Here is a 25,388-nt window from a genome sequence, read left to right on the forward strand (position 1 = left end):
CCTCCATGTGAGGGGAGGCCCGGCGGCGTTCCGGTCGGCTCCGCGAAATCGGCGGACCAGTCGTTGAACTCGGCCGAGCGGGGCTCCCGTTGCTACCGGAGAGGGCCCGACGGGCGGGCGCCGGGAAGCGCTCGCGCGCCGACCGGTCGCCGCCCGCGGCCCGAACCGTTCACTCAGGAGCGTTCATGAAGAAGATCCAGGCGGCCCTCGTCTCCGCCGCCGCCCTCGCGGGCATCGGGCTGGCCGCGGCTGCGGCTCCCGCCTCGGCGGCCGGCGGGACCACCGCCACCACGCCGGGCGTGCCGATCACGGTGCAGGGCGTTCCCTCGCCGGGTGCGCCGACCACGGTGCCGGGCGCTCCCAGGCCGGGCGTGCCGATCACGCCGGGCAAGCCGGCCGGGCCGGGGGTGGCGCAGGGCCTCGCCGTCGAGCCGGCCGGTTCCGGGAGCACCCCCGTGCCGGGCGTCACGACCTGCAGCGACCGACTGTTCGGCGGCACGTTCTACTGCGGCGGCAGCTACGGCAGCGGGGCGACCTTCTTCGACTTCCGGGACGGCACCCGCCTGATCCTGGTGATCGGCACCAACCACGCGGTGTACACGCGGTCGACCATCGCCAACTCCACCAAGCTGACCGACTGGAAGTCCCTCGGCGGCACCATGGCCGGCAAGGTCGAGATCACCGCGGCGACCATGGGCGGCGCCTTCCGCATCGACGTGCCCGGCGCCGACGGCCGGACCTGGTCCCGGGCCCGGGACACCAATGGCAGCTGGACCGGCTGGACGGCGCGGTAGCGAGCCGGTTCCGGCCGGGTCTTGATCGGGGTGGGGCGGTCCCGGAGAATCGGGCCATGACTGCTCCGGACCGCCCCCTCCTCGTGCGCCGTCTGCACGTGGACCTGGGGCGGGTGTGGGCGGACGGGTGTCGCGGTCGGCGGGTTCCGTCAACCGACCGCAGGCAGTACCGGCCCCAGGAGTGTGTCCGTCCATGGCTCTCACCTTCCACTGGTTCCTCCCCACCAACGGCGACAGCCGGCTGATCGTCGGCGGCGGGCACGGCTCCACGCCCGGCACGGCCGGCTCGGACCGGCCGCCGAGCGTCGGCTACCTCGGCCAGATCGCCCGCAGCGCCGAGCAGTTGGGCTTCGAGGGGGTGCTGACGCCGACCGGGGCCTGGTGCGAGGACGCCTGGCTGACCACCGCGATGCTCAGCCAGGTGACCGAGCGGCTGAAGTACCTGGTGGCGTTCCGGCCCGGGCAGATCAGCCCGACGCTGGCCGCGCAGATGGCCGCCACCTACCAGCGGCAGTCCGGCGGGCGGCTGCTGCTCAACGTGGTGACCGGCGGGGAGTCCGCCGAGCAGCGCGCCTACGGGGACTTCCTGGACAAGGACGCCCGGTACGCGCGGACCGGGGAGTTCCTGGGCATCACCCGGCGGCTCTGGGCGGGGGAGACGGTCGACCACCACGGGCCGCACCTGCGGGTCGAGGGGGCGCGGCTGAACCGGCTGCCGGACCCGGTCCCGGCGGTGTACTTCGGCGGCTCCTCCCCGGCCGCCGGCGACGTCGCCGCCGAGCACGCGGACGTCTACCTGACCTGGGGCGAACCGCCCGCCCAGGTCCGGGAGAAGATCCGCTGGATCCGCGGCCTGGCCGCCGCCCGGGGCCGGACCGTACGGTTCGGCATCCGGCTGCACGTGATCACCCGGGACACCGCCGCCCAGGCCTGGGCGGAGACCGAACGGCTGCTCGCCGCGATGGACCCGGAGCGGGTGCGGGAGACCCAGCGGGCGCTCGCCCGGAGCGAGTCGGAGGGCCAGCGGCGGATGCTCGCGCTGCACGGCGGCTCGGCGCGGCGGCTGGAGGTGTACCCCGGACTGTGGGCCGGCATCGGGCTGCTGCGCGGCGGCGCCGGGACGGCGCTGGTGGGCAGCCACCGGGAGGTCGCGGACCTGATCTGCGAGTACCACGGGCTGGGCGTCGACGAGTTCGTGCTGAGCGGGATGCCGCACCTGGAGGAGGCGTACTGGTTCGGCGAGGGCGTGCTCCCGCTGCTCGCCGCCCGCAACCTGTGGTCCCGCCCGTAGCGGGCGCCCGCTCCGCGCGTCGACCCGCAAACCGCTGGTCAAGCGCCCCCGCCGGACCGAGAATTCATGGCATGACCCAGCAGCCCCTGCTCCTCCTCGACGTGGACGGACCGCTCAACCCCTACGCCGCGCCGAAGCGGAGGCCCGAGGGCTACGCCACCCACCGGCTGCGCCCCTCCTGGTGGGTGGCGAAGCAGGAGCACCTGGCGGCGGTCCAGGCCCGGCAGGCGACCCGTGCCAGGCACGCCAAGCCCCCCGCCGTCCGGGTCAAGCCGCTGCGGGTCTGGCTCAACCCCTCGCACGGCGCGGAACTGCTGGCACTGCCCTACGAACTGGTGTGGGCCACCGGCTGGATGGGCGACGCGAACACCCACATAGGCCCGCACCTGGGCCTGCCCGAACTCCCGTACATCAGCTGGTCCGACCTGTTCGGCGAGGCGCGGGACGGGCTGCACTGGAAGACCAGGGACGTGGTCGCCTGGGCCGCCGGACGCCCGTTCGTCTGGGTGGACGACGAACTCGGCCCGCGGGACGAGGAGTGGATCGAGGCGAACCACCCCGGCCCGGCGCTCGCCCTGCACGTCAACCCCCGACTCGGCCTGCTCGCCGACGACTTCGCCACGCTACGGGATTGGGCGGAGGGGTGTGCTGTTCCAGGGGCGTGAACGGAGAAGGGTGGGGCGCGCGAGGTGTGAACGGTCGAGCGGAGTGCGCCGAGCGCCCCGTTGTGCTCGGGGCGCCGCCCTTTCTACCGTCCCGTCATGACCATTCTCACGGAGCCCATCGGCAGCATCCCCCGGCCGAGCACTCTGCTGAACGCCCTGACCGAACACGCCGAGGGGCGGCTGTCCGACGCCGACCTGAAGAAGCTGCAGGACGAGGCCACCGCCGACACCCTGGCCAGGCTGGCGGAGCTCGGCTGCCCCGTCCTGGTGGACGGCGAGCAGGCGAAGCCGAGCTTCGTCACGTACCCCCTCGCCGGGCTGACCTCCCTCGCCGGGGACGGCGCCGTCATCCCCTTCGCCGACGGACACACCCGGCAGCTGCCGCGGCTGACCGCCGGACCCTTCCGGTACCGGGTCCGCGCCGAGACCTATCTGCGCGACGCCCTGCGGCACACCTCGCAGCCCGTCAAGCAGGCCGTCATCGCACCCTCCGCGCTCAGCCTGCTCTACCCCGCCGACGGCATCGACGGGTACTCGCGCGAGAACTTCCTGGAGGACCTGGCCGACGAGGCCGAGGCCGACATTCGCGGCTGCCTGGACGCGGGTGCCCACGTCGTCCAACTCGACTTCACCGAGGCCCGGTTGTCGCTCAAGCTGGACCCGTCGGGCACTCTGCTGGACGACTTCGTGGCCCTCAACAACCAGGTGCTCGACCGGTTCGCCGAGGAGGAGCGGGCCCGCCTCGGCGTGCACACCTGCCCGGGCGGGGACCAGGACTCCACCCACAGCCTGGACGTCGACTACGCCGAGCTGCTGCCGAAGCTCTTCCGGCTCAGGGTCGGCAACTTCTACGTGCAGCTGGCGAGCGAGGCCGACCCCGACCGCGTGCTCGCCGTCATCGCGGATCAACTCCGCCCCGGAATCCGGGTGTTCGTCGGAGTGACCGACCCGATCGACCCCAGGGTGGAGACCCCGGAGGAGGTGCGGGACCGGGTGCTGGCCGCAGCCCGGCACATCCCGGTCGACCAGCTCGGCACGACCGACGACTGCGGATTCTCACCGTTCGCAGACGACGCCTCCACCTCGCGGGACACCGCCTTCGCCAAGATCGCGGCCCGCGTGAAGGGCACCGCCCTGGCGGCGGAGGCGCTCGGGCTCCAGTAGCGCTCGCTGGGTCGGCCGGGGTGTGCTGCTGTGCGTCCGCCCGTCCGCCCCGCCGTCCACCCGCTCGCCCGGCCTGACGGGCGGGCGGACGGCGGCCGGGGGTGGGCTGGTGTTGCGCCGGTCAGGCCGAACCGAGCACGGCCTCAAGGGCGTTGAGGAACCGGTCGGTGGTCGCCTCGTCCCGGACGGCGATCCGCAGCCACTCCTCGCCCAGCCCCGGGAAGGTGTCCCCGCGCCGGACGGCGAAGCCGTGCTCGCGCAGCCGCCGCCGGACCGCCGCCGCCTCGGGCAGCCGTACCAGAACGAAGGAGGCGGCCGGTTCGCCGTACAGCCGCACCGACGGGAAGGCGGCCAGGCCCTTCACCAAGTGCTCGCGCCAGAGCGCCAGTTCGGCCGCCGCCAGCTCCGCCTCGGCGAGCGCCGCCGGGCCGCTGCACGCCTCGGCGGCGGCCAGTGCCGGGGTGGAGACCGGCCAGAGCGGCTGGGCGGCGCCGAGGTCGGCGATCAGCGGTGCGGGTCCGAGCACGTAGCCGATCCGCAGTCCGGCCAGCCCCCAGGTCTTGGTGAGGCTGCGCAGCACGACGACCCGGCCGGGCAGGTCCCGGGCGGAGGCGAGGGACTCCCGCTCGCCCGGGACGGTGTCCATGAACGCCTCGTCCACCACCAGGGTGCGCCCCGGCCGGGCCAGTGCGGCGACGGCCTCGGCGGGGTGCAGCACGGAGGTCGGGTTGGTCGGGTTGCCGAGGACGACCAGGTCCGCCTCCTCGGGGACGGCGCCCAGCCGGAAGTCGTCCCCGGGGGCGAGCAGTACCCGGTGCACGTGGTGTCCGGCGTCCCGCAGGGCCGCCTCCGGCTCGGTGAACTGGGGGTGCACCACGACGATGTGACGTGGCGTCAGCACACGCGCCAGCAGGACGAAGGCCTCCGCCGCCCCCGAGGTGAGCAGCACCTCCTCGACCGGGCGGGCGTGCCGGGCGGCCACGGCGGCGCGTGCGGCGCTCTGGTCGGGATAGGCGGCGAGGTCGCCGAGGGTGGCCGCGAGGTGCTCGCGCAGCCAGGTCGGGGGAGTGCCGGTGCGGACGTTGACGGCGAGGTCGACCAGGCCGAGCCCGTCGGCGCGCACCTCGGCGTCGCCGTGGTGGCGCAGGTCGGGTTCGGGGGCGGTCACGCGGGGTCTCCTCGCTGGGTGGTGCGGCTGGTTCGGGTGGTCGCGACTGGTGGTGGACGTGATGCGGTTCTACGGGCCCGGTGGCACGGCGGGCCGCGGGTCGTCGCCGAGGTCGAGCGGTGCGAGCCGTCCGTGCGGCGCCGCCCGGGCGATCGCGACCGTGGCCCGCGCCGACTTCCGCTTGGTGACCACGAGCCGGCCCCCCGGCGCGCTCGCCAGCGCCGCGGCCTCGGCCACGCTCGCGGTGCCGACGGCCGTACCGACGGCGGCGGAGGGGTTCGGCACCGGCACGCCCGCGAGCGCCTCGGGCGGGTGCTCGTCCACGGGTACGCCGGTGAGGTGGTCGGCCGCCCAGCGCACCGCCGGGTGGTCCGCCTTGCCCGCCACGGTGGCCAGCCGGGCCACCTCGGAGCGGTCCAGCCCGGCCTCCCGGAGGGTGTCCGTCAGCAGCCGCAGCACCTCGGTCCGCTCGGCGCCGCTGCTCGCACCGATCCCGACCACCAGGGTGCGGGGGACGACGGCGACCAGTCCGCTCACGTGCCGCACCCTTTCGTCCCAAGCTCCGGTGATCCCACCACGCCCGGGCGGAACGGGTCAATCGCGGCGGGTGTGAGATCCGACGCCGGTGCCGTCGCCGCTCCCGACGCCCTTCCCGATGTCCTTGCCGATGCTCTTCCCGACGCCGCCGGTCCGCCGGGGCGCGGCAGCTGTTCGTCTGTTCTTCACTTGTCTTGTGCGGTACACGTCACCGCGGCACTCCTACTGTTCTCGGCGCTCCCGCCAGGAAGCCCCGACATCCGGAGGACCCCATGGCCTTCGCACGACTGCGCACCCCCGGCACCCCCTCTTCCGCCGTCGCCCCCCTCCCGCGCCCCGGCCGCCGCCGGCCGCGCCCGCTCCGTCCGCTCACCGCGCTGGCCGCCGGCCTCGGCCTGGTCGCCGGCTCGCTCGGCCTCTGGGCCGCCGGCGGCAGCGCGGCCGCCGACACCGCCGCGGGCGCCGCCGCCGGGCTGCCCGCACCCGACCACGTGGTCGTCGTCGTCCTGGAGAACCACGCCTACTCCCAGGTGATCGGCAGCTCCAAGGCCCCGTACATCAACACCACCCTGGTGGCCGGCGGCGCGACGCTGACCCAGTCCTACGCGCTCACCCACCCCAGCCAGCCCAACTACTACATGCTGTTCTCCGGCAGCTCCCAGGGCATCGTGGACGACGGCTGCGTGGACGTCGGCGCCCTGCAGCAGCCCAACCTCGCGTCCGAGCTGATCGGCGCCGGCCAGACCTGGGCCAGCTACAACGAGGGCCTGCCCGGCCCCGGCGCCACCGACTGCAGCAGCGGCAACTACGCCCAGAAGCACAACCCGTGGTTCGGCTTCGGCAACGTGCCCACCTCCAGCGCGTACGGCATGGACGCGTTCCCGAGCGACTACAGCACCCTGCCGAAGGTCTCCTTCGTCGTCCCGGACCTCTGCGACGACATGCACGACTGCTCCGTCGGCACCGGCGACTCCTGGCTCCAGGCCAACCTCGACGGGTACGCGCAGTGGGCGAAGAGCCACAACAGCCTGCTCCTGCTCACCTTCGACGAGGACAACAAGCTGTCCGGCAACCGCATCCCGACCCTCGTCTACGGCGCCCACGTCGCCCCCGGCAGCAGCACCGCCACCACGTACAACCACTACGACGTGCTGCACACCCTGGAGGACCTGGCCGGGGTCAACGCCCACGCGGGCAACTCGGCCGGCGCCGCCGACATCACCGGAATCTGGAACTGACGCCCGTGTACGTCGCGGACTCCCGCAGCTCGAAGGCCCCCGCCGCCCCGACCGACGCCGACGCGGCCCCCCTCGGGGCGGCCCCCGCGCCGGCCACCGGTCGGGCGCGGCGGGGCGCCGTGCCGGGGGCGGTCCTCGCCCTCGGCACGGTCAGCCTGGTCACCGACATCTCCTCCGAGATGGTCACCGCCGTCCTCCCGCTCTACCTGCTCACCGGCCTCGGCCTCTCCCCGCTCGGCTTCGGCCTGCTCGACGGCATCCAGAACGGCTTCAGCGCGCTGGTCCGGCTGGTCGGCGGCCACCTCTCGGACCGCCGCGGCCGCGACGGCGCCGCCCGCCACAAGGCCGTCGCGGCCGTCGGGTACGGGCTGTCCGCGCTGTGCCGGCCGCTGCTGCTGTTCGTCCACACCGTGCCGCTGATCGGCGCCGTGATCGCCGTCGACCGCACCGGCAAGGGCCTGCGCACCGCGCCCCGGGACGCGATGATCTCGCTCGCCACCGAACCCGCGCACCGCGGCCGGGCGTTCGGGGTGCACCGGGCGATGGACACGGCCGGGGCCCTGCTCGGCCCGCTCACCGCCTTCCTGGTGCTGCGGCTGGCCGGCGGCCCGCTGCTCGCCGACGGCGGCGAACGGCACGGCTACGACGCGGTGTTCACGGTCAGCTCGTGCGTCGCGGCGCTCGGCGTGCTGATCCTGTTGCTGTTCGTGCCGAACCGGCAGCAGGGCGACGACGCCTCGGCGCCCGCCCCCTCGCTGCGCGCTAGCCTCACCTTGCTGCGCCTGCCGGGGCTGCGCCGGCTGACGCTCTGCGCCGTCCTGCTCGGCCTCACCACCGTCAGCGACTCCTTCCTCTACCTGCTGGTCCAGCGCCGACTGGACCTGCCCGTCGACCTGTTCCCGCTGCTGCCGCTGGGCACCGCCGCGGCCTTCCTGCTGCTCGCCGTCCCGCTCGGCGCGCTCGCCGACCGGATCGGCCGCCACCGGCTCTTCCTCGCCGGGCACGGGGTGCTGCTGCTCGCGTACGGGCTGCTGCTCTCGCCGCTGCGGGGGCTGCCGGCGGTGCTCTGCGTGCTGGCGCTGCACGGCACCTTCTACGCGGCCACCGACGGCGTGCTCGCCGCGGCGGCCGCCGACGCCGTACCCGCCGAGCAGCGCGGCGCCGGGCTGGCCCTGGTCGGCACCGGCCAGGCGCTGGCCCGGTTCGCCTGCTCGCTGCTGTTCGGCGCGCTGTGGGGCGCGGTCGGCGGCTCGGCGGCGCTGGGCTGGTCGGCGGGGGCGCTGGCGCTGTGCGTGCTCGGCGCGGCGGCGGTGCTGCGCCGGTCCGAGCCCTCCGCCGCGGCGGTGCCGCACCCGTCCGAACCCGTCGTCATGAAGCCCCCGGAGGAGAAGAGCCGATGAACCTGCGGAACCGGACCAGGGTGATCATCCTGCTGGTCGCCGTCGTGCTGCTCGGCGCGGTCGGCACCGGGGCCGTCCTCTACGCCGCCGACCGCACCGCCCGCCGGGACCAGGCCCAGCCCGGCGGGCCGTCCGTCGCGTCCGGCCCGGTGTCACTACAGGTGCAGTCCGGCGGACGACAGCTGTTGTTCCGCAACATGGCCTGGGGCCCGCACCGGGACGAGATCACCACCGTCGCCGCCGACCACCCGGACGGCCCGCGCACCGCCTCCGGCGTCCAGTGCCTGCGCTTCCACGCCGCCGCCGGCACCGGCATCTGCCTCCAGGCCCAGCACGGCGCGCTGGAGGACACCTACCGCGCCGTCGTCCTGGACGACCACCTGCGCGAGCTCCGCTCGTTCCCGGCGGCCGGCATCCCCACCCGCTCTCGGGTCTCGCCGTCCGGGCACCTCGCCGCCTGGACGGTCTTCGTCAGCGGCGACTCGTACGCGGGCAGCGACTTCTCCACCCGCACCTCGATCGTGGACGTCCGGGACTGGAACCTGCGGGAGAACCTGGAGGACTTCGCGGTCGTCCTGGACGGCCGCCCGTACCAGGCGCACGACATCAACATCTGGGGCGTCACCTTCGCCGACGACACCACCTTCTACGCCACCCTCGCCAGCGCCGGGCAGACCCACCTCGTCCGCGGCGACCTCACCGCCCGCACCCTCACCGCCCTGCACGACAACGTCGAGTGCCCCTCGCTCTCCCCGGACGGCACCCGCGTCGCGTACAAGAAGCGCGTCCCCGGCCTGCCCGCCGACGCCCCGTGGCGGCTGTACGTGCTCGACCTCGCCACCATGACCGAGACCGCCACCGCCGAGCAGCGCAACATCGACGACCAGGCGCTCTGGTCCGGCGCCGGCACCCTGGTCTACGCCCTGCCCGGCGACTACGGCGCCGACCTGTGGACCGTCCCGGCGGACGGTTCGGGCCGCGCGGAGCCGGTTACCAAGGCCGCGGTCGCCCCCGCCTACCTGGGCTGAGGAACTCTCGGCTACCGTCCCACGTCGAGCAGAGTGTGACGTCCCGATCAGGCATCTCGAACAAATGTCCTGATCAGACGTCCTGATCGAGCGTTCTGACCGAACGGGGGAGCAAGACAACCGTGGACGGCATCCCACCCGAGCGCACGGTGACCGACTCGTGGCCCGCCCTGCACGGCCGCCCGGTCCTGCGGCGCACCGTCGCCGTCGGGCTGGTGCTGTGCGTGTCCGTCGCCGCCGCCCTCGTGGTGCGCGGCGTCAACGCGCTCACCGCCGGCGGCACCGGCCGCGAGACCGACCGCGACCGCGCCGAACGCCTGGCCGGGCTCCACCCCTCCCAGCACCCCGGCGTCGGCCGCTTCTACGTCCCGGTCGGCGCCGTCTACACCCACACCTCCGACGGCGCCCCGGTCGCCTACCTGCACTACCGCCTCGGCGGCGGCCGGGCCCCCGGTCTCGGCGACTTCCTCAGCGCCTACGACCTCCCCGCGCCCGGCCCGGTCGCCCCGCTCCCCGCCGACCTGCTCGCCGCCCTCGGCGGCGACGAGCCGGCCGAGGCCCCGGAACTCCCCGACTCCCCGCCGCCGCCCGCCGTCACCCCCTCTCCCTCGGCCACCCCCACCCCCGCCGAGAGCCCGTCCCCGGAGGCCACCCCCACCCCGGAGTCCGACGACCCCCTCGCCGAGCCCGCCGACCCGGCCCCCGTGGTCGCCCCCGCCCCGGACCCAATCCCGGACGAGCCCGCCGCCCCGGACGAGCCCACCCCCGACGACCCCACCCCGAGCCCCACCTGGACCCCCAGCCCCACCGCCCTCCCCACCCACGCCCCCACCGCCCGCCGCATCTACGTCGCCACCATCTCCGGCGGCCTCCCCGGCGCCGCCGACATCTACATCCGCGCCACCGGCTGACCCTGGCCGTCCACGCTCACCCGCCGCTCCGCGCCGGCCTCCGGACACGCCTGCGCCCTCCCCACCCACGCCCCCACGGCCCGCCGCATCTACGTCGCCACCGTCTCCGGCGACCCCCGGCGCCACCAGTTGACCCCCGCCGTCCACGCTCACCCGCTGCTCCGCGCCGGCCTCCGGACACGCCTGCGCCCCGCCAGGAGGGACTCGGCGGGGCGCGGGCGTTCGGGAGGGGCTGGTCAGCGGGCGGCGGTGGCCGGTTCGGGGCGGGGGGTGGGGGGCTCGGCCGCGGCTGTGGAGGGGGTGGTGGTCGGGGCCGGGGTCGGGGTGCGGCGGGTGGGGGCCTGGCCGACGAGCATGGCGGCGAGGGCGAGGAGGAGGCCGAGGACCTGCCAGGGGGTGAGGGTCTGGCCGAGGACGAGGAGGCCGCCGAGGGTGGCGACGACCGGGTTGATCAGGCCGAGGAAGGAGGCCGGGCCGGCGCCGAGGTGCTCGATGCCGCGGAACCAGAGGGAGTAGGCGAGCGCGGTGCCGAACAGGCCGAGGTAGGCGAAGCCGGCCAGGTTGGCGGCGCTCAGGGCGGGCGGTGCGCCCTCGACCAGGGCGGCGAGCGGGACGAGGAAGACCGAGCCGGCCAGGAGCTGCCAGCCGGTGAGGTCGAGCAGGGTGGCGCCCTCGGGGCGGCCCCAGCGGCGGGTGAGGACGGTGCCCATGGCCATCAGCGAGATCCCGGCGACCATCGAGGCGATGCCGACGCCGTCCAGCCGGGCGCCGCTCTTGAGCACCAGCAGGGCCACTCCGCCGACCCCGACCAGTCCGGCAATCACCGCCCGCCGTCCGGGTCGTACCCGCAGCACGCCGATCGAGAACCCGGCGACGAGCAGCGGCTGGATCGCCCCGATGGTGGCGGCGACGCCGCCGGGCAGGCGGTAGGCGCCGACGAACATCAGCGGGAAGAACAGCCCGATGTTGAGCATCCCGAGCACGGCCGCGCGCCCCCACCAGCGCCCCTTGGGAAGTCGGCGGCCGATCAGCAGCAGGAGCAGTCCGGCCGGGAGCGCGCGGAGCGCGGCGAGCAGCAGCGGGCGGCCGTCGGGCAGCAGCTGGGTGGTGACGAGGTAGGTGGTGCCCCACGCGGCCGGGGCGAGTGCGGCAGTGGCGGCGATCCCCGCGCGCTTGCGATCCATGACGGCCATGACGTCCCCCTGAACGTTGATTATCTGAACGTTGAGATAATTTCTACGCCGGGGATCCGCGAACGTCAAGTATGTGAATGTTAAGATATCTACGTCGGGTGGGCAGTGGACACTGGACGGCTACGGACAGACGGCTCCGGAAGGGCGGCGGGCATGCACCAGCGCGACACCGTGGACGACATCGTCGAGCAGTGGGCCCGGGCCCGCCCCGAGCTGGACGCCGGGCCGATGGCCCTGATCGGTCGGCTGCGACGGCTCAACGTCCGGGTCGACAACGCCCTGCGCGAGTACTTCACCGCCTGCGGCCTGGACTCCTCCGAGTTCGACGTGCTGGCCACCCTGCGCCGCTCCGGCGAGCCGTACGAGCTCAACGCCCGCGCGCTGCTCAAGTCCGCGATGGTCACCTCCGGGGCCATCACCAACCGGGTCGACCGGCTGTCCGCCAAGGGACTGGTCGAGCGCAACCCCTGCCCGACCGACCGCCGGGCCGTCCTGGTCCGCCTCACCCCGGCCGGCAAGGAACTGATCGACGGGGCGCTGGCCGGTCACGTCCGCAACGAGGAGCGCATCCTCTCGGCCCTCGACGCGGACGAGCGCAACCGGCTCGACGCCCTGCTGCGCAAGCTCCTCATCGCGCACGGGGACACCGAGTCGCTCCTCTGAGCCGGGCCGGTGCCTCCAAGGGCGGGCGCGGGCGGCGTGTCCAGCGGTGTCCCGGCGGCGTTATCCCCTGCGGAAGCCCACCGGAGGAGAGGCCCCGATGAAAGAGAAGACCCCCAGGGACATCGCCGTCGGCGACCAGCTGCGGGCCGCCGGCACCGAGGGTGCCCAGTGGCTGACCGCCTCCGGGTGGGGGCCGCCGGTCAAGGTGCCGCTGCAGGAGGCGGCGAAGTGGCAGCAGGAGACCCGCGCCCGGATGCTGGCGTCGCAGCGGGACGAGTCCTGCACCTGGTGCGACCACCTGCTGTACGGCGGGCCGCAGCCCGTCGTCGTGCACGCGGAACACCCGACCCACCTGATCTGCCGCGCCTGCTCGATCGCCGCCCGCCCCCGCCGGGTCTGCCTGGACTGCGGGGAACCCGCCGCCTCCACGTCCCCGGCCGACGGGCGCGAGGACGTCTTCATGGGCGCGGTGGCGATCTACACCCGGCTGCGCTGCGCCGCCTGCCACCACTCCGACCCGCTCACCGGCACCTTCGGCCAGCCCGTCTGACCGGGGCGTCTGGTCGGGAGGTCCGATCGGGCTGCCCGACCGGGCCGCTCAACGGCGTGCGACCAGCGCGTACCGCTCGTCGTCCACCGGGCCGCCCCACAGCTCGGCCTCCCCGGCGAGCGGCTCGACCCGCAGCTCGGAGACCAACGGCCGTACGGCCGCCGCGAGTTCCTCCGCCCCGACCCCGCCGCCCCACGGCAGCGGCCCCGCCCCGGCCGGGTACGGCGAGACGGTGGCCTGCCCGGTCTCCCGCCAGCGGCCCTCGACCAGGACCAGCCGGCCGCCCGGCCGCAGCAGCCGCACCCAGGCGCGCAGCGCCCGCTCGGGCTCGGGGAGCGTCCAGACCAGGTGCCGCGACAGCAGGACGTCGAAGCTCTCGTCCCCGAGCGGCGGCGCGCCCGCGTCACCCACCAGGAACCGCGCCGTCAGGCCCGCCGCGACCAGCTTCGCCCTGGCCCGCCCGACCATCCGCGGCGCCAGGTCCACGCCCGTCACCCGGTACCCGTCCGCCGCGAGCAGCAGCGACAGCGACCCGGTGCCGCACCCGACGTCCAGCACGTCCGCCGCCCCGCCCGGCACCCACCCCCGCACCCGCCGAAGCCACGCCGCCCGCACCGGCCCCGCCCGCAACCCGTGGTCGGGCTCCTCGTCGAAGGCCGCGGCGGCCGCGTCCCAGTACTCGGCAATGGCGCGGCGGCCGGAGTCATCCATGGCGCGCATCATCGCAACCGCCACCGACACGGGCCGCCCGACGGCCTCGTCGCGATGGACTTCGGAACGTATTCCGAACTACCGTCGGACCATGCCGACCCTCACCGTGTCCTTCTCCGAGCTGTCGAAGAACTCCAAGCGTGTCGCGGACACCGTGGAGCGGGCCCAGCGCGTGCGCGTCACGCGGCGGGACGGCGAGGACCTCTACCTCACCACCGAGCGCCACGACCGCCAGCGCGAGCAGACCGCGGACGTCACCGCGCGCCTGCTCGCCGCGCTGATCGGCAGCGATGAGGGTGCGCGGGCCGTGCTGCCGGCCCTTCCCGCGGTCTTCCCCTGGGTCAGGCACCTGTCGGCCGAGGAGATCCGGGAGTTCGTCGTCGACCTCGTCGACGTGACGCGTGACGTCGTCGAGCTGGACGTGCACGCCGGCCTGCACCGGGTGACAGCCGAGTGGCGCGCCACCGCCAGGGTCCTCGCGGATCCGGAACTGGCGGCCGAGCTCACCGGCCCTCTCCCCGGCGACGACCACGGCGAGGTGGTCGAGTCGTGAGCCCCAAGCGCGGCGACGACGTCCCGCCGTCTCGGCGCGGGACCCCGATCGGCAGCACCGGCTCCGGGGGCGCCTGGCGACCCGGGTCTTCGGCGGGGTCGAGCTGCCGCAATGGGAGTACGAGGTGACGGCGGGCGGCCGGGTGCGGTACCTGGTGGACGAGGCGGCCCGCACCGTCCACTTCGTCTACGCCTCGCCCCGGCACCCCAAGGACACCGACACGTAGCCGGCCTTGGCTCCGGCGGCTGCGGGTCTCCTCGCCCCGGTCCGCCTCACCCCGCTCCGCCCAGGGTCGGCGGCTGCCAGTCGAAGGTCGCGGCCGAGCGGTTCAGCAGGGTGCGGGCGGGGAGGAGGCCGGTGAGGGTGAGGGCGGTGTCGCGCAGGAGGGTGGCGGCGGGGGAGCGGAGGGCGACGAGGTTGCCGATGCGGCGGGAGGCGGCGACGACGGCGGTGGTGCGGGGGAGTCGGGCGGCGGTGTAGGCGGGCAGGGCGGCGGCCGGGTCGGCGGCGGGGGTGAGCAGGGAGGCGAGGACGACGGCGTCCTCGATGGCCTGGCATGCGCCCTGGCCCTGGAAGGGGCACATCGCGTGGGCGGCGTCGCCGAGGAGGGCGACCCGGCCGTGGTGGTGGGCGGGCAGTGGGTCGGCGAGGTCCCAGACGTCGTGGCGCAGGACGCGTTCGGGCTCGGCCAGGGCGAACAGCTGCGGTACGGGGGCGCACCAGTCGCCGAACCGGCGCAGGAGTTCGGCCCGCTCGTCCCCGTCGGCGGCCCGCTCGCCGGCCGGGGCGAGGGCGGCACCGTAGACGTAGACCCGGCCGTCGGCGAGCGGGACGACTCCGGCGAGCCGGCCGCGGCCCCATACCTCGCCGACGGCGGCCGGGCGGCGGTCGGGGGTGACGACGGCGCGCCAGGTGGTGAAGCCGCTGTAGCGGGGGCCGGGGTGGCGGGGGAAGAGCAGGGCCCGGGTCGCGGAGCGGATGCCGTCGGCGGCGACGACCAGGTCGGCGGTCTCCTCCCCGTCGGCGGTGCGCAGGACGGCGGGCTCGGTGGCGCTGCCGGGGGTGACGAGGGTGGCGGGCGAGCCGGTGCGGACGGTGTCCTCCGGGAGCGCGTCGACCAGGGCGGCGATGACGTCGGCGCGGGCGACGGCGGCGATGGTGTCGCCGAAGCAGGCCTCGAAGGCCGTGGTGTCGAGGCGGGCGAGCCAGCGGCCGGAGGGGTGGCGCAGGCCGACGGCGGGGTGCGGGGCGGCGAGGGCGCGCAGGCGCGCGCCGACGCCGAGCCGGTCGAGGGAGCGCAGGGCGTTGGGGGCGAGGGCGAGCCCGGCGCCGACGGGTTCGAGGGATTCGGCGCGTTCGTGGACGCGTACGGGGATGCCCTGCCGGTGGAGGGCGAGGGCGGCGGTGAGGCCGCCGATGCCGCCGCCGATGACGATCGCCTGGTGCAGGCCCATGAGGGGGCTCCTCTTCTCGCGCGACCCGGGCACTACAGGTGTAGTGTCCGATGTCCGGCACGCTACTACATGTGTAGTGAGCCGTAAACTACGGCTGTAGTGAGTTGGGGGAGCCCGACTGGAAAGGCCATGATCGGACCCATGACACCCCCGCGCCCGACCCTGATCGCCGACGCCGCCATCGACCTGATCGCCGACGCCGGCCTGCGCGGGCTCACCCACCGCGCCGTGGACGACGCGTCCGGCCTGCCCGCCGGCTCGACCTCCAACCTCGCCCGGACCAGGGCCGCCCTGCTGGAGCTCGTGCTCACCCGGATCGTCGAGCGGGAGACCGCAGACTTCCCGGTCCTCGCCGAGGGCGAACTGCCGCGGGCCGCCGTCCTGCCGCGCGAACTGCTGGCCGAGGTCGGCGCCGAGGTGCTCTTCCGGGCGCTCACGGAGGGCCGCCGGCTCACCCTGGCCCGCCTGGAACTCGCCCTGGAGGCCGCCCACAGGCCCGAACTGCGCACCCTCTACGACCGCCTGGGCGCGCGCTTCGCCCAGCGCGCCGCCGAGCTGCTCGCCGCCTCCGGCTCGGGCGACCCCACGGGGGACGCCCGCCGGTTGATCCGCTGGTGCGACGGCGTGCTGTTCAACGCCACGGCCGGCAGCGGGCACTGGCACGTGCCGATGCCGGAGGAACTGCGCGAGGAGATCGACCGCTACCTCGCCGTGCTGCTCGACCGGTAGGAGCCGGTAGGACCGGTGGGACCCGGTAGGGCCGGGGCCCGGGGGTGCCCGCCTATACTCCCTCTGCCCGATCAGGCAGGGGGAAGAAATGCTGAACACGCTCGACGTCGCGGTGCTGGTGGTGGTCGGGGTGGCGCTGCTGGTGCGGCTGGCGACGCTGCCGGTGCTGGTCCGTGCCCAAGCGGCAACGCGCCGCCGGGCGTTGGCGGCCGCCGGCGCGGACCCGGCCGGAGGTGCGCGGGGCGGCACCGGCGCGACGATCGGCGAACTGACGGTGGGTCTGCTGACCGCCGTGGGAGTGCTGGCCGTCCTGCGCGCCTGGAGCAGCGTCCTCTTCGAGGGGCTGGGGCGGTCGTTCGACGTCTACAACGCGCGGTACCTCACGATCGTCTCGCACCTGCCCCTCCACTCGGCGCGGACCTGGTACATCACCTCCTTCGTCGTCTGCCTGCTGCTCTGGTTGCTGCTCTGGTGCCTGACCCAGCGCAACCTGTGGACCGTCGGCATGCCGCCTCGGCTGTGGCGGGCCGGCCGGACCCGGGCCCAGGTCGCCGGCCTGCTCGCCCTCCGCGCGGTGCTCGCCGTGTTCCTCCTGCCGGTCGGGCTGATCGTCGCCGCGCTGGTGTTCCAGGCCGTCGCGATGGCGGCGAGCCGCCGGGCCAGGCCGGTCGGCGCGGAGGCGGTGCGCGCCGAAGAGGCCCGAGTGGCCCAGGCCGCCCAGGCGGCCCAAGCGGTCCAGGCGCTCCCGGCGTCGCCGTACCCGTACGTGCCCACCGCGCCGGCGCGGGCGCCGTACGTCCCGCCGCAGACGCCGTACGCCCCGCCTCAGGCCCCGTACGTCCCCACGCAGTTCGGGCAGCCCGCCCCTCCGGTGCCGGCTGCCCCGGCCGCCCCGCCGGTGCTGCCGAGGACGCCCGTCGGCAGCCCCCTCGGCGCTCACGAGCCCCGTACGATCGGCGGCTACCAGCTCCTCGGCCGGATCGGCTCCGGCGGCATGGGCACGGTCTACCTCGCCCAGCGGCAGGGCTCCGCCACCCAGGTCGCGCTCAAGACCATCAACCTCGAACTCCTCGACGACGCCGACCTGTTGCGCCGCTTCCAGCGCGAGTCCGAGGTGCTGGCGATGGTCCCCGGCGCCTACACCGCCCGGGTGCTCGACACCGGCGTGGACTCCGGACGCCCGTACCTGGCCATGGAGTTGCTGGACGGCCGCCCGCTGGACGCCCACCTGCGCGAGCAGGGGCCGATCCGCTCCGCCGAGGCGCTGCGCGCCCTCGCGCTGGCGCTGGCCGTGGCGCTGTCCGGGGTGCACCGGCTGGGGCTCGTCCACCGGGACCTCAAGCCCGCCAACATCATGCTGACCACGGCCGGTCCGCGCCTGCTGGACTTCGGCATCGCGGCGATCGTGGACGGCACCCGGCTGACCGCCACCGGCGGCGGGCCGGGCACCCTGACGTACATGGCGCCGGAGCAGTTCGGCGAGGAGCGGGTCGGTACGGCGGCCGACGTGTGGGCCTGGGCGTGCTGCGTGGTGTGCGCGGCGCACGGCGCCAGCCCGTTCGCGGCGACCAACACGGGAGCGGTGATCCGCCGGATCGTGGAGACCGGGCCCGAACCCGCGGCGCTGGCGGCGGTCCAGGCCCTCGACCCGGCGCTCGCCGCCGTCGTCACCCGCGCGCTGGCCATGGCCCCCGAACAGCGCCCGGCGGACGGCACAGCCCTGCTGGCGGCGCTGGCGGCGGCCCAGCCGACGGCGCCGGACCCGGCGGCCGTCCACGACCAGATCACCCGGGGCTGGCAGACCCTCGCGCTGTAGCGGCGGCGACGGGCCCGGCCCCGGTGGCTCCGGAAGGGAGAGTGCGGCCTCAGCCGTCGGAGGTTGCCCGCCCGGCGACGAGCCGGGCGCAGTCGTCCACCGAGGCCCGCGAGGTGTCGACGACCAGGTCGTACGTGACGCCCTCGTGCACCAGCGAGGCCTGCGCGGCGGCCATCCCGGCCGCCCGGTCGCCGCGGGCGGCCTCCCGCTTCGCGGCCACCGCCGGATCGCAGCGCACCCCGACCCAGAGCACGTCCAGGCCCTCCAGCGCCGACCGCCACCGGGCCTGCGAAGCGGCGCCGCCGAGGAACACCTCGTCCACCACGATCCGGGCCCCGGCCCGGGCCATCGCCGCGACCCCGAGCGTCCAGGCGGCGTCCAGGGTGGCGAAGACCGGGCCGACCTCGACCGTCCCGTTCCCGTCCTCCAGCCCGCCGATGCCCTCGCCGCCGGTGCGCAGCGACGGCGGCAGCGCCTCGACCATGGTGTCCGCGCCGAGGTGCAGCCAGGGGTCCGGCAGCAGCTCCTGCAAGCGCAGGGCGATGCTCGACTTGCCGGAACTGGAGCCGCCGTTGAGAACGATCACATGCATGCGCGGAGCCTACGGCCGCGCACCCTGCGACGTCGCGGCGTTATCCCGGGGGTGCCACAGGGGTGCGGCCGTGGACCGCACGGCCCCGACCGCCCCCCATCAACGCCGCCCCCATCAACGCCGCCCCCCACCGCCGAAGCCCCGGACTACGCCGCCCCCGCCGCGAAGGCCGCCGCCGCAGCGGTGAAGGAGGCGGCCACCGCCGGTGCGCCCGCCCAGTGCAGGTGCAGGTAGGAGGCGTGCACGTTGCCGCTCGCGAAGCCCTCGGTGCGGGGGCCGGTCGGCAGGCGCCAGCCCCAGGCGGGGAGTTCGCCCGCGCCGGGCTCGCAGACCGTGCGGTGGAACTCGTGGCCGCGCAGCCTGGTGCCGGCCGGGGCCAGCGGGGAGTCGTGCAGGGCGACCGCCTCCCGGTAGCCGAGGGTGAGGCGTTCGGTCATCCGGGCGTCGGTGGGCAGCACGCCGCACATCGGCAGGCCGTCCAACTCCCGTCCCAGGTAGAGCAGTCCGGCGCACTCGGCGGCGACCGGCCCGCCCGCGGCGGCGAACGCGGCGATGGCGGCGCGCAGCGGGGCGTTGCCGCTCAGCTCGCGGACGTACAGCTCGGGGAAGCCGCCGCCGATGACCAGGCCGGCCGTTCCGGCGGGCAGCGAGGAGGCGTGCAGCGGGTCGAACGGGACCACCTCCGCGCCCGCCGCGCTGAGCAGTTCGGCGTTCTCGGCGTACGAGAAGGAGAAGGCCGCGCCGCCCGCCACCGCGATCCGGGGCCGGCCGGCCACCGGGGTGACCTCGGCCGACGGGTCCCAGGGTTCGGCGTCCAACTCCGGTGCCGTCCGGGCGAGTTCGAGCAGGGCGTCCAAGTCGACCGAGGAGGCGACCAGTTCACCCATGTCGGCGACCGCCCGGAGGGCCTCCGCCGAGCGTTCCACCGCCGGGATCAGCCCGAGGTGGCGGGAGGGTGTGGCGACCGCCGTCGAGCGGCGCAGCGCGCCCAGCACCGGCACGCCGGAGCCCTCCTCCAGGGCCTCGCGCAGCAGGTGCTCGTGCCGGTCGGAGGCGACCCGGTTGAGGATCACCCCGGCGAGCCGCACCTGCGGGTCCCAGGAGGCGAATCCGTGCACCAGCGCGGCCACCGAGCGGGACTGCGAGGAGCCGTCCACGACCAGCACCACCGGCGCCCGCAGCAGCTTGGCGACGTGCGCCGTGGAGGCCAGTTCGCCGCGCCCGGAGGCCCCGTCGAACAGGCCCATGACCCCCTCGACGACGGCGACGTCCGCCCCCGCCGCGCCGTGCAGGAACAGCGGCGCGATCCGCTCCGGCCCGCACATGAAGGCGTCCAGGTTGCGGCCCGGGCGCCCGGCGGCGAGCGCGTGGTAGCCCGGGTCGATGTAGTCGGGGCCGACCTTGTGCGGCGACACCACCAGCCCGCGCGCGGCGAGCGCCGCGATCAGGCCGGTGGCGACGGTGGTCTTGCCGGCGCCCGAGGAGGGCGCGGCGACGACGAGGCGGGGGATGTTGCTCAACGGTCTACCACTCGATACCGCGCTGGCCCTTGCGGCCGGCGTCCATGGGGTGCTTGACCTTGGTCATCTCGGTGACCAGGTCGGCGAAGCCGGTCAGCGCCTCGGGCGCGTACCGGCCGGTGATGACGACGTGCTGGCTGCCCGGGCGGTCCTTGAGCACGGCGACCACCTCGTCCGGGTCGACCCACCCCCAGTGCATCGGGTAGGTGAACTCGTCGAGCACGTAGAAGCGGTAGGTCTCGGCCGCGAGGTCGCGCTTGACCTGCTCCCAGCCCTCCTTGGCCGCCTCCTCGCTGGACATCTCCTGCTCGGTGGAGCGCTGGATCCAGGACCAGCCGGAGCCCATCTTGTGCCAGTCGACGGTGCCGCCCTCGCCGGAGGCGCCGAGCACGCGCAGCGCGTTCTCCTCGCCGACCTTCCACTTGGCGGACTTCACGAACTGGAACACCCCGACCGGCCAGCCCTGGTTCCAGGCCCGCAGCGCCATGCCGAACGCGGCCGTGGACTTGCCCTTGCCGGGGCCGGTGTGCACGGCGGTGATCGGCAGCGTGCGGCGCTGACGGGTCGTCAGGCCGTCATCGGGGACGCTCTCGGGGACTCCCTTGGGCATTCGGCTCAGGCCGCCTTTCGCATCGAAGTGGTCGAACGGTTCGCGGAGCGGTCCGCGGCGCGGTTCTCGCGGACGAGCGAGGCCACGCCCTCGGCGCGCAGCTCGTCCAGGCTGACGGCGGTGCCGCCGAGCAGCCCGGCCAGGGTGCGGGCCAGGCCCAGGCGGACCGGGCCGGACTCGCAGTCCAGCACCACGCTGGCCGTGCCCTGCGCCGCGAACAGCGCGGCCGCGCGGCGCGACTGGGCGAGCGCGTCCCGCCCGCCGGTGGCCCGGCCGTCGGTCACCACGACCAGCAGCGGGCGCCGGCTCGGGTCGCGCAGCCGCTCCACCCGCAGCACCTCGTGGGCGCGCAGCAGGCCGGCGGCCAGCGGGGTCCGCCCGCCGGTGGGCAGCGACTCCAGCCGGGCCGCGCCGACCTCCACCGAGGAGGTGGGCGGCAGTGCCAGCTCGGCGCCCGAGCCCCGGAAGGTGATCATGCCGATCTTGTCGCGGCGCTGGTAGGCGTCCATCAGCAGCGACAGCACCGCGCCCTTGACGGCGGTCATCCGCTGCCGGGCGGCCATCGAGCCGGAGGCGTCCACCACGAACAGCACCAGGTTGGACTCCCGTCCCTGGCGCACCTGTTCGCGGAAGTCGTCCTTGTGCACCACCAGTGCCCGCCCGCTGCGCCCGCGCGCGGCCTGGTGCGGCGCGGCGGCCTGGAGGGTCGCGGTCAGGTGCAGCCGGGCGAGCGCGCCCTGCGGGCGGCGGGCGCGGATGGTGTGCCCGCCGGTGGTCTCGGCGGGGGAGCGGCGGCCCTGGGCGCCGTGCCCGGTGCCCTTCACGGTGAACAGCCGCGTCCGGTACGGGTCGCCGGCCGCGACCGGCGCCGACTCCCGTGCGGGGGCCGGGTGTTGGGCCGGTACGGGCGGCTGTGCGGGTGCCTCGGGGCCATCGGAGGCGGGGTCCTCGGGGGAGGGCGCCTCGGGCGCCTCGGGGCCGCCGTCGGACGGATCGGGCGCGCCGCCGCCGTCGGGGCCGCCCCCGTCCGGGCCGCCCTCCGGCCCGTCGCCGTCGTCGCTGCCGCCACCGTCGCCGTCCGGGTCGGGCCCGTCGTCCTCGGGCTCCGGCTCCTCCTGCTGGGCGTGCTCCTCCAGCGTCCGGTCCAGCTGCTCCTCGTCCAGCCCGGGCGCGTCGAAGGGGTTGCGGCGGCGGCGGTGCGGCAGTGCCAGCTGGGCGGCCTTGCGGACGTCCTCCTCCAGCACCTCGGTGCGCCCGTCCCAGGCGGCCAGCGCGACGGCGGTGCGGGCCATCACGATGTCCGCGCGCAGCCCGTCCACCTCGAACGCGGCGCACACGGCGGTGATCTGACGCAGCGCCACATCGGTCAGCTCGACCTTGGGCAGCAACTCCCGTGCCGCGGTGATGCGTTCGGCGAGCGCCCGCTCCTCCTCGGCGAACCGCGCGGCGAAGCCGGCCGGGTCCGCGTCGTACCCGAGCCGGCGGCGGACCACCTCGGCGCGCTCGGCCGGGTCCCGGGTGGCGGCGATCTCGACGGTCAGGCCGAACCGGTCGAGCAGCTGCGGCCGCAGCTCGCCCTCCTCCGGGTTCATGGTGCCGACCAGCAGGAACCGGGCCGCGTGCCGCACCGACACGCCCTCGCGCTCGACGTACGAGCGGCCCATCGCGGCGGCGTCCAGCAGCAGGTCCACCACGTGGTCCTGGAGCAGGTTCACCTCGTCGATGTAGAGCACGCCGCGGTGCGCCCGGGCGAGCAGTCCGGGCTCGTAGGCCTTGACGCCCTCGGCCAGCGCCCGCTCCAGGTCGAGCGAGCCGACGATCCGGTCCTCGGCCACGCCGACCGGCAACTCGACCAGCTGGGAGGGCCGTTCGGAGGAGGACGGGGAGTCGTGCGGCCCGTCCGGGCACTGCGGGTCGGGCGCGGCCGGGTCGCAGGCGAAGCGGCAGTCGTCCACGGTGGCGATGGACGGCAGCAGGCCGGCCAGCGCGCGCACCATGGTCGACTTCGCGGTGCCCTTCTCGCCGCGCACCAGCACGCCGCCCACGGCCGGGGAGACCGCGTTCAGCAGCAGTCCGAGCCGCAGGTCGGCCATGCCGACGATCGCGGTGAACGGATAGCGGACGTCACTCATGCCGTACCCCAGTCCTGTCGTGCCTGACTCTGTGATCGTGCCCGGCCCTGCCGCCCCGCCCGGTTCGGCGGTCCTGCCCAGCCCTGCGTCCGTGTCCGGCTCATGCGTCACTCCCAGGGGCCCCGGGCGGGAGGAACGGCAGCGATCCGGCCGCCGGCACCCCGCCCTCGATCAGCTTCCACAGCGCGTCGGTGTCCGCGTGCTCCTCGATCAGGTCGCCCAGCCGGTCCAGCCGGGCCTCGCGCGCCGCGGCGAAGGAGGTGTCCGGCGCCGGGACGAACGCCCGGCCGGACAACTCGGCGACCTCGCGCAGGAGTTCGCGGCGGAACCCGTCGTTCTCCAGCGCGCCGTGCCAGGTGGTGCCCCAGACCGGGCCGACCCGGCAGCCGTCCAGGAAGGGACTGCCCCCCTCCACGGTCACCACCCCGTGGTGGATCTCGTAGCCCTCGACCCGCTGCCCGAACGCCTCGCCGACCGGCCGCGCCAGCACCTTCTCGACACCGAACCGCACCCGCGTCGGCAGCAGCCCGAGGCCGTCGACGGCGCCCGCCTTCGACTCGACCTCGTCCACGATCGAGTGCGCCAGCATCTGGTAGCCGCCGCAGACCCCGAGGACCGGCAGTCCGGCCGCCACCCGCGCCTTCAGGGCCGGCTCCAGGCCGCGCTCGCGCAGCCAGGCGAGGTCCGCGACGGTGGCCCGGGTACCGGGCAGCACCACCAGGTCGGCGTCGGCCAGCTCCTCCGGCCTGGTCGCCCAGCGGACCAGCACGCCCGGCTCCTGCGCGAGCGCGTCCATGTCGGTGAAGTTGGACAGCCGGGGGAAGCGCACCACGGCCACCCGCAGCACGTCCGCGCCGAGCGGCCCGGGCCCGTCCGCCCGGTCCGCCACGGTGGACAGGTCCAGCGAGTCCTCGGCGTCCAGCCAGAGCCCGGGCAGCATCGGCAGCGTGCCCAGCACCGGACGGCCGGTCAGCTCGTGCAGCATCTCCAGCCCGGGCGCCAGCAGCCGCGCGTCGCCGCGGAACTTGTTGACGAACCAGCCCGCCACGTGCCGCTGGTCCTCCGCCGACAGCAGCGCCAGCGTCCCGTACATCGCCGCGAAGACCCCGCCGCGGTCGATGTCCCCGACCACCACCACCGGCAGGGCGGCGGCCGTGGCCAGGCCCATGTTGGCGATGTCGCGGTCGCGCAGGTTGATCTCGGCGGGCGATCCCGCGCCCTCGCAGACCACCACGTCGTAGCGGCCGCGCAGGTCGGCCAGGCACTCCAGGGCGCGCTCCAGCAGGACGGGCTTGCGCTCGCGGTAGTCCAGCGCGCCGACCTCGGCCACCGGTCGGCCGAGCAGCACCACCTGGCTGCGGCCGTCCGCGCCCGGCTTGAGCAGCACCGGGTTCATCGCCGCCTCCGGCTCCACCCGGGCGGCCTGCGCCTGCATCGCCTGGGCGCGGCCGATCTCGGCGCCGTCGGCGGTGACGAAGGAGTTGAGCGACATGTTCTGCGCCTTGAACGGCGCGACCCGTACGCCCTGGCGGGCGAGCCACCGGCAGATCCCGGCCGTCACCACGCTCTTGCCCGCGTCCGAGGTCGTCCCCGCGACCAGCAGTGCGTTGCTCATGCCCGTCCCCTCTTCTTCAGCAGTGCCCGCAGCAGGACGTGCCCCGCGACCGTCGTACCCAGCGCCAGTGCGCCCACCCGCCGGGAGAGCGCGCAGGCCCGCTCGATGTCGTCCACCGTCACCGGCCGCAGCTCCGCGCCCAGGACGGGCCGGTGCTCCACCCGCTCCCCGTACCGCAGCGTGCCGCCCAGTCGGACGCCCACCGCGCCGGCGAACGCCGATTCGGCCTGGCCCGCGTTCGGGCTCGGGTGCGCGGAGCCGTCGCGCCGCCAGACCCGCCAGGCGGTCCGGGGCTCGGGGGCGGCGGCCACCGTCAGCAGCGCCGTCAGCCGGGCGCCCGGCCAGCCCGCCACGTCGTCCAGCCGGGCCGAGGCCCAGCCGAACCGGGCGTAGCGGGGCGAGCGGTGGCCGACCATGGCGTCCAGGGTGTTCACGGCGCGGAAGGCCAGCAGGCCGGGGGTGCCGGCCAGGGCGCCCCAGGTCAGCGCGTTCACCACGGCGTCGGCGGTGTTCTCGGCCACCGACTCGACCACCGCCCGGGCGATCTGCTGCCCGTCCAGCGCGCTCGGGTCCCGCCCGCACAGGTGCGGCAGCCGCTCCCGGGCGGCGGCGAGGTCGCCGGCGGCCAGCGAGCGGCCGATGGTGCGGGCCTCCCGGGTCAGCGAGGTGCCGCCGAGCACCGTCCAGGTCGCGGCCGCCGCCAGCGCCGCCCGGCCCAGCGGGCGCCGGCCCACCGTACGGTCCAGGGCGAACGCGCCCGCCGCGACCGCGCCCACGCACAGCGCGGTGTACCCGGCCCCGGCGGCGCGGTCGTCGCGCCACAGCCGCCGCTCCAGCCGGGTCGCGGCGCTGCCGAAGACGGCCACCGGGTGGCCCCGGCGGGGGTCGGCGAAGCGGGCGTCGGCGGCGTAGCCCGCGGCGGCGCCGAGTGCGAACACGGCGGCGCGGGCCAGCGGGCGCGAGGCTCGGGTCAGCGGGCGCGGAGCGGGGGAAGGCGCGCGCGGGGTCATCGGCCGCACGGCGGAGGGCAGCTCGGAGTCCGGCCGGGCGGGGC

24 protein-coding genes are annotated in these 25,388 nt (G+C 75.6%); 13 read left to right on the top strand and 11 right to left on the bottom strand.

What is annotated here, in order from left to right:
- The first annotated feature begins 185 nt into the window (after nt 1–185).
- The 4 genes from ACFRQN_RS00620 to ACFRQN_RS00635 all read left to right on the top strand — a co-directional run bounded on the left by ACFRQN_RS00620 (nt 186) and on the right by ACFRQN_RS00635 (nt 3,914).
- Entirely contained in the window at nt 186–794 is a 609-nt protein-coding gene (locus ACFRQN_RS00620; protein ID WP_380737298.1) for a hypothetical protein, read from the top strand.
- A gap of 193 nt (nt 795–987) precedes the next feature.
- On the top strand, nt 988–2,085 hold the full coding sequence (locus ACFRQN_RS00625; protein WP_380737300.1) for an LLM class flavin-dependent oxidoreductase: 1,098 nt from the start codon (nt 988–990) through the stop codon (nt 2,083–2,085).
- Nucleotides 2,086–2,156: 71 nt separating this feature from the next.
- Nucleotides 2,157–2,750 carry a hypothetical protein gene (locus ACFRQN_RS00630; protein WP_049656658.1) on the top strand — a complete coding sequence of 198 codons (594 nt, stop codon included), beginning with the start codon at nt 2,157–2,159 and terminating at the stop codon, nt 2,748–2,750.
- Between the two features lie 96 nt (nt 2,751–2,846).
- Complete coding sequence (locus ACFRQN_RS00635; protein ID WP_074001639.1) at nt 2,847–3,914, top strand: cobalamin-independent methionine synthase II family protein; 1,068 nt, start codon at nt 2,847–2,849, stop codon at nt 3,912–3,914.
- Between the two features lie 121 nt (nt 3,915–4,035).
- On the opposite strand, the gene cobC is transcribed toward ACFRQN_RS00635, so the two are convergent.
- Both cobC and ACFRQN_RS00645 read right to left on the bottom strand, forming a co-directional pair.
- Complete coding sequence (gene cobC / locus ACFRQN_RS00640; protein WP_380737302.1) at nt 4,036–5,082, bottom strand: Rv2231c family pyridoxal phosphate-dependent protein CobC; 1,047 nt, start codon at nt 5,080–5,082, stop codon at nt 4,036–4,038.
- Nucleotides 5,083–5,151: 69 nt separating this feature from the next.
- On the bottom strand, nt 5,152–5,619 hold the full coding sequence (locus ACFRQN_RS00645; protein ID WP_380737304.1) for a cobalamin biosynthesis protein: 468 nt from the start codon (nt 5,617–5,619) through the stop codon (nt 5,152–5,154).
- Between the two features lie 272 nt (nt 5,620–5,891).
- Between ACFRQN_RS00645 and ACFRQN_RS00650 the strand changes: the two genes are divergently transcribed.
- From ACFRQN_RS00650 to ACFRQN_RS00665, 4 genes are all read left to right on the top strand, one after another.
- Complete coding sequence (locus ACFRQN_RS00650; RefSeq protein ID WP_380737306.1) at nt 5,892–6,857, top strand: alkaline phosphatase family protein; 966 nt, start codon at nt 5,892–5,894, stop codon at nt 6,855–6,857.
- A gap of 5 nt (nt 6,858–6,862) precedes the next feature.
- Nucleotides 6,863–8,257, top strand: coding sequence for an MFS transporter (locus ACFRQN_RS00655; RefSeq protein WP_380737308.1), 1,395 nt, complete (start codon nt 6,863–6,865; stop codon nt 8,255–8,257).
- Nucleotides 8,254–9,285 (top strand): TolB family protein, encoded by a 1,032-nt coding sequence (locus tag ACFRQN_RS00660; protein WP_380737310.1) that lies wholly within the window; start codon nt 8,254–8,256, stop codon nt 9,283–9,285. The genes ACFRQN_RS00655 and ACFRQN_RS00660 overlap by 4 nt, the downstream gene beginning before the upstream one ends.
- Before the next feature lie 122 nt (nt 9,286–9,407).
- Nucleotides 9,408–10,196, top strand: coding sequence for a hypothetical protein (locus tag ACFRQN_RS00665; protein ID WP_380737312.1), 789 nt, complete (start codon nt 9,408–9,410; stop codon nt 10,194–10,196).
- 236 nt (nt 10,197–10,432) lie between these two features.
- On the opposite strand, the gene ACFRQN_RS00670 is transcribed toward ACFRQN_RS00665, so the two are convergent.
- On the bottom strand, nt 10,433–11,380 hold the full coding sequence (locus ACFRQN_RS00670; protein WP_117492054.1) for an EamA family transporter: 948 nt from the start codon (nt 11,378–11,380) through the stop codon (nt 10,433–10,435).
- Between the two features lie 162 nt (nt 11,381–11,542).
- On the opposite strand from ACFRQN_RS00670, the gene ACFRQN_RS00675 reads away from it, so the two are divergent.
- Complete coding sequence (locus ACFRQN_RS00675; RefSeq protein WP_380737314.1) at nt 11,543–12,052, top strand: MarR family winged helix-turn-helix transcriptional regulator; 510 nt, start codon at nt 11,543–11,545, stop codon at nt 12,050–12,052.
- 97 nt (nt 12,053–12,149) lie between these two features.
- On the top strand, nt 12,150–12,602 hold the full coding sequence (locus ACFRQN_RS00680; RefSeq protein ID WP_049655346.1) for a hypothetical protein: 453 nt from the start codon (nt 12,150–12,152) through the stop codon (nt 12,600–12,602).
- A 48-nt stretch (nt 12,603–12,650) separates the two neighbouring features.
- On the opposite strand, the gene ACFRQN_RS00685 is transcribed toward ACFRQN_RS00680, so the two are convergent.
- Nucleotides 12,651–13,322 (bottom strand): class I SAM-dependent methyltransferase, encoded by a 672-nt coding sequence (locus ACFRQN_RS00685; protein ID WP_380737316.1) that lies wholly within the window; start codon nt 13,320–13,322, stop codon nt 12,651–12,653.
- A gap of 82 nt (nt 13,323–13,404) precedes the next feature.
- Between ACFRQN_RS00685 and ACFRQN_RS00690 the strand changes: the two genes are divergently transcribed.
- Nucleotides 13,405–13,866 carry a prevent-host-death family protein gene (locus ACFRQN_RS00690; RefSeq protein ID WP_380737318.1) on the top strand — a complete coding sequence of 154 codons (462 nt, stop codon included), beginning with the start codon at nt 13,405–13,407 and terminating at the stop codon, nt 13,864–13,866.
- Between the two features lie 272 nt (nt 13,867–14,138).
- On the opposite strand, the gene ACFRQN_RS00695 is transcribed toward ACFRQN_RS00690, so the two are convergent.
- Nucleotides 14,139–15,320, bottom strand: coding sequence for an FAD-dependent monooxygenase (locus ACFRQN_RS00695; RefSeq protein ID WP_380737320.1), 1,182 nt, complete (start codon nt 15,318–15,320; stop codon nt 14,139–14,141).
- A 141-nt stretch (nt 15,321–15,461) separates the two neighbouring features.
- Between ACFRQN_RS00695 and ACFRQN_RS00700 the strand changes: the two genes are divergently transcribed.
- Nucleotides 15,462–16,049, top strand: coding sequence for a TetR/AcrR family transcriptional regulator (locus ACFRQN_RS00700; RefSeq protein WP_380737322.1), 588 nt, complete (start codon nt 15,462–15,464; stop codon nt 16,047–16,049).
- An 88-nt stretch (nt 16,050–16,137) separates the two neighbouring features.
- A complete protein-coding gene (locus tag ACFRQN_RS00705) occupies nt 16,138–17,865 on the top strand; it encodes a serine/threonine-protein kinase (protein WP_380737324.1) in 1,728 nt (575 codons plus the stop codon).
- 49 nt (nt 17,866–17,914) lie between these two features.
- Here ACFRQN_RS00705 and cpt read toward each other — a convergent pair whose 3' ends face one another.
- The 6 genes from cpt to ACFRQN_RS00735 all read right to left on the bottom strand — a co-directional run bounded on the left by cpt (nt 17,915) and on the right by ACFRQN_RS00735 (nt 25,344).
- Nucleotides 17,915–18,457, bottom strand: coding sequence for a chloramphenicol phosphotransferase CPT (gene cpt, locus ACFRQN_RS00710; protein WP_380737326.1), 543 nt, complete (start codon nt 18,455–18,457; stop codon nt 17,915–17,917).
- Nucleotides 18,458–18,603: 146 nt separating this feature from the next.
- Nucleotides 18,604–19,977 carry a cobyrinate a,c-diamide synthase gene (locus ACFRQN_RS00715; protein WP_380737328.1) on the bottom strand — a complete coding sequence of 458 codons (1,374 nt, stop codon included), beginning with the start codon at nt 19,975–19,977 and terminating at the stop codon, nt 18,604–18,606.
- A gap of 4 nt (nt 19,978–19,981) precedes the next feature.
- Entirely contained in the window at nt 19,982–20,587 is a 606-nt protein-coding gene (gene cobO / locus ACFRQN_RS00720; protein ID WP_380737330.1) for a cob(I)yrinic acid a,c-diamide adenosyltransferase, read from the bottom strand.
- A 5-nt stretch (nt 20,588–20,592) separates the two neighbouring features.
- Nucleotides 20,593–22,719, bottom strand: a complete 2,127-nt coding sequence (locus ACFRQN_RS00725; protein WP_380737332.1) for a putative cobaltochelatase — start codon at nt 22,717–22,719, stop codon at nt 20,593–20,595.
- Nucleotides 22,720–22,819: 100 nt separating this feature from the next.
- Entirely contained in the window at nt 22,820–24,334 is a 1,515-nt protein-coding gene (locus ACFRQN_RS00730; protein WP_074001625.1) for a cobyric acid synthase, read from the bottom strand.
- Nucleotides 24,331–25,344, bottom strand: coding sequence for a cobalamin biosynthesis protein (locus ACFRQN_RS00735; RefSeq protein WP_380737334.1), 1,014 nt, complete (start codon nt 25,342–25,344; stop codon nt 24,331–24,333). The genes ACFRQN_RS00730 and ACFRQN_RS00735 overlap by 4 nt, the downstream gene beginning before the upstream one ends.
- Nucleotides 25,345–25,388 lie beyond the last annotated feature (44 nt).

Source organism: Kitasatospora sp. NPDC056800 (genome assembly GCF_042789775.1).
Lineage (GTDB): Bacteria > Actinomycetota > Actinomycetes > Streptomycetales > Streptomycetaceae > Kitasatospora.

Bases quoted from the DNA above. Each gene is read 5' to 3' on its own strand.
- ACFRQN_RS00620 (WP_380737298.1), top strand. From the start codon at position 186: ATGAAGAAGATCCAGGCGGCCCTCGTCTCCGCCGCCGCCCTCGCGGGC.
- ACFRQN_RS00625 (WP_380737300.1), top strand. From the start codon at position 988: ATGGCTCTCACCTTCCACTGGTTCCTCCCCACCAACGGCGACAGCCGG.
- ACFRQN_RS00630 (WP_049656658.1), top strand. From the start codon at position 2,157: ATGACCCAGCAGCCCCTGCTCCTCCTCGACGTGGACGGACCGCTCAAC.
- ACFRQN_RS00635 (WP_074001639.1), top strand. From the start codon at position 2,847: ATGACCATTCTCACGGAGCCCATCGGCAGCATCCCCCGGCCGAGCACT.
- ACFRQN_RS00650 (WP_380737306.1), top strand. From the start codon at position 5,892: ATGGCCTTCGCACGACTGCGCACCCCCGGCACCCCCTCTTCCGCCGTC.
- ACFRQN_RS00660 (WP_380737310.1), top strand. From the start codon at position 8,254: ATGAACCTGCGGAACCGGACCAGGGTGATCATCCTGCTGGTCGCCGTC.
- ACFRQN_RS00670 (WP_117492054.1), bottom strand. From the start codon at position 11,380: ATGGATCGCAAGCGCGCGGGGATCGCCGCCACTGCCGCACTCGCCCCG.
- ACFRQN_RS00675 (WP_380737314.1), top strand. From the start codon at position 11,543: ATGCACCAGCGCGACACCGTGGACGACATCGTCGAGCAGTGGGCCCGG.
- ACFRQN_RS00680 (WP_049655346.1), top strand. From the start codon at position 12,150: ATGAAAGAGAAGACCCCCAGGGACATCGCCGTCGGCGACCAGCTGCGG.
- ACFRQN_RS00685 (WP_380737316.1), bottom strand. From the start codon at position 13,322: ATGCGCGCCATGGATGACTCCGGCCGCCGCGCCATTGCCGAGTACTGG.
- ACFRQN_RS00690 (WP_380737318.1), top strand. From the start codon at position 13,405: ATGCCGACCCTCACCGTGTCCTTCTCCGAGCTGTCGAAGAACTCCAAG.
- ACFRQN_RS00695 (WP_380737320.1), bottom strand. From the start codon at position 15,320: ATGGGCCTGCACCAGGCGATCGTCATCGGCGGCGGCATCGGCGGCCTC.
- ACFRQN_RS00700 (WP_380737322.1), top strand. From the start codon at position 15,462: ATGACACCCCCGCGCCCGACCCTGATCGCCGACGCCGCCATCGACCTG.
- ACFRQN_RS00705 (WP_380737324.1), top strand. From the start codon at position 16,138: ATGCTGAACACGCTCGACGTCGCGGTGCTGGTGGTGGTCGGGGTGGCG.
- cpt (WP_380737326.1), bottom strand. From the start codon at position 18,457: ATGCATGTGATCGTTCTCAACGGCGGCTCCAGTTCCGGCAAGTCGAGC.
- cobO (WP_380737330.1), bottom strand. From the start codon at position 20,587: ATGCCCAAGGGAGTCCCCGAGAGCGTCCCCGATGACGGCCTGACGACC.
- ACFRQN_RS00725 (WP_380737332.1), bottom strand. From the start codon at position 22,719: ATGAGTGACGTCCGCTATCCGTTCACCGCGATCGTCGGCATGGCCGAC.
- ACFRQN_RS00730 (WP_074001625.1), bottom strand. From the start codon at position 24,334: ATGAGCAACGCACTGCTGGTCGCGGGGACGACCTCGGACGCGGGCAAG.
- ACFRQN_RS00735 (WP_380737334.1), bottom strand. From the start codon at position 25,344: ATGACCCCGCGCGCGCCTTCCCCCGCTCCGCGCCCGCTGACCCGAGCC.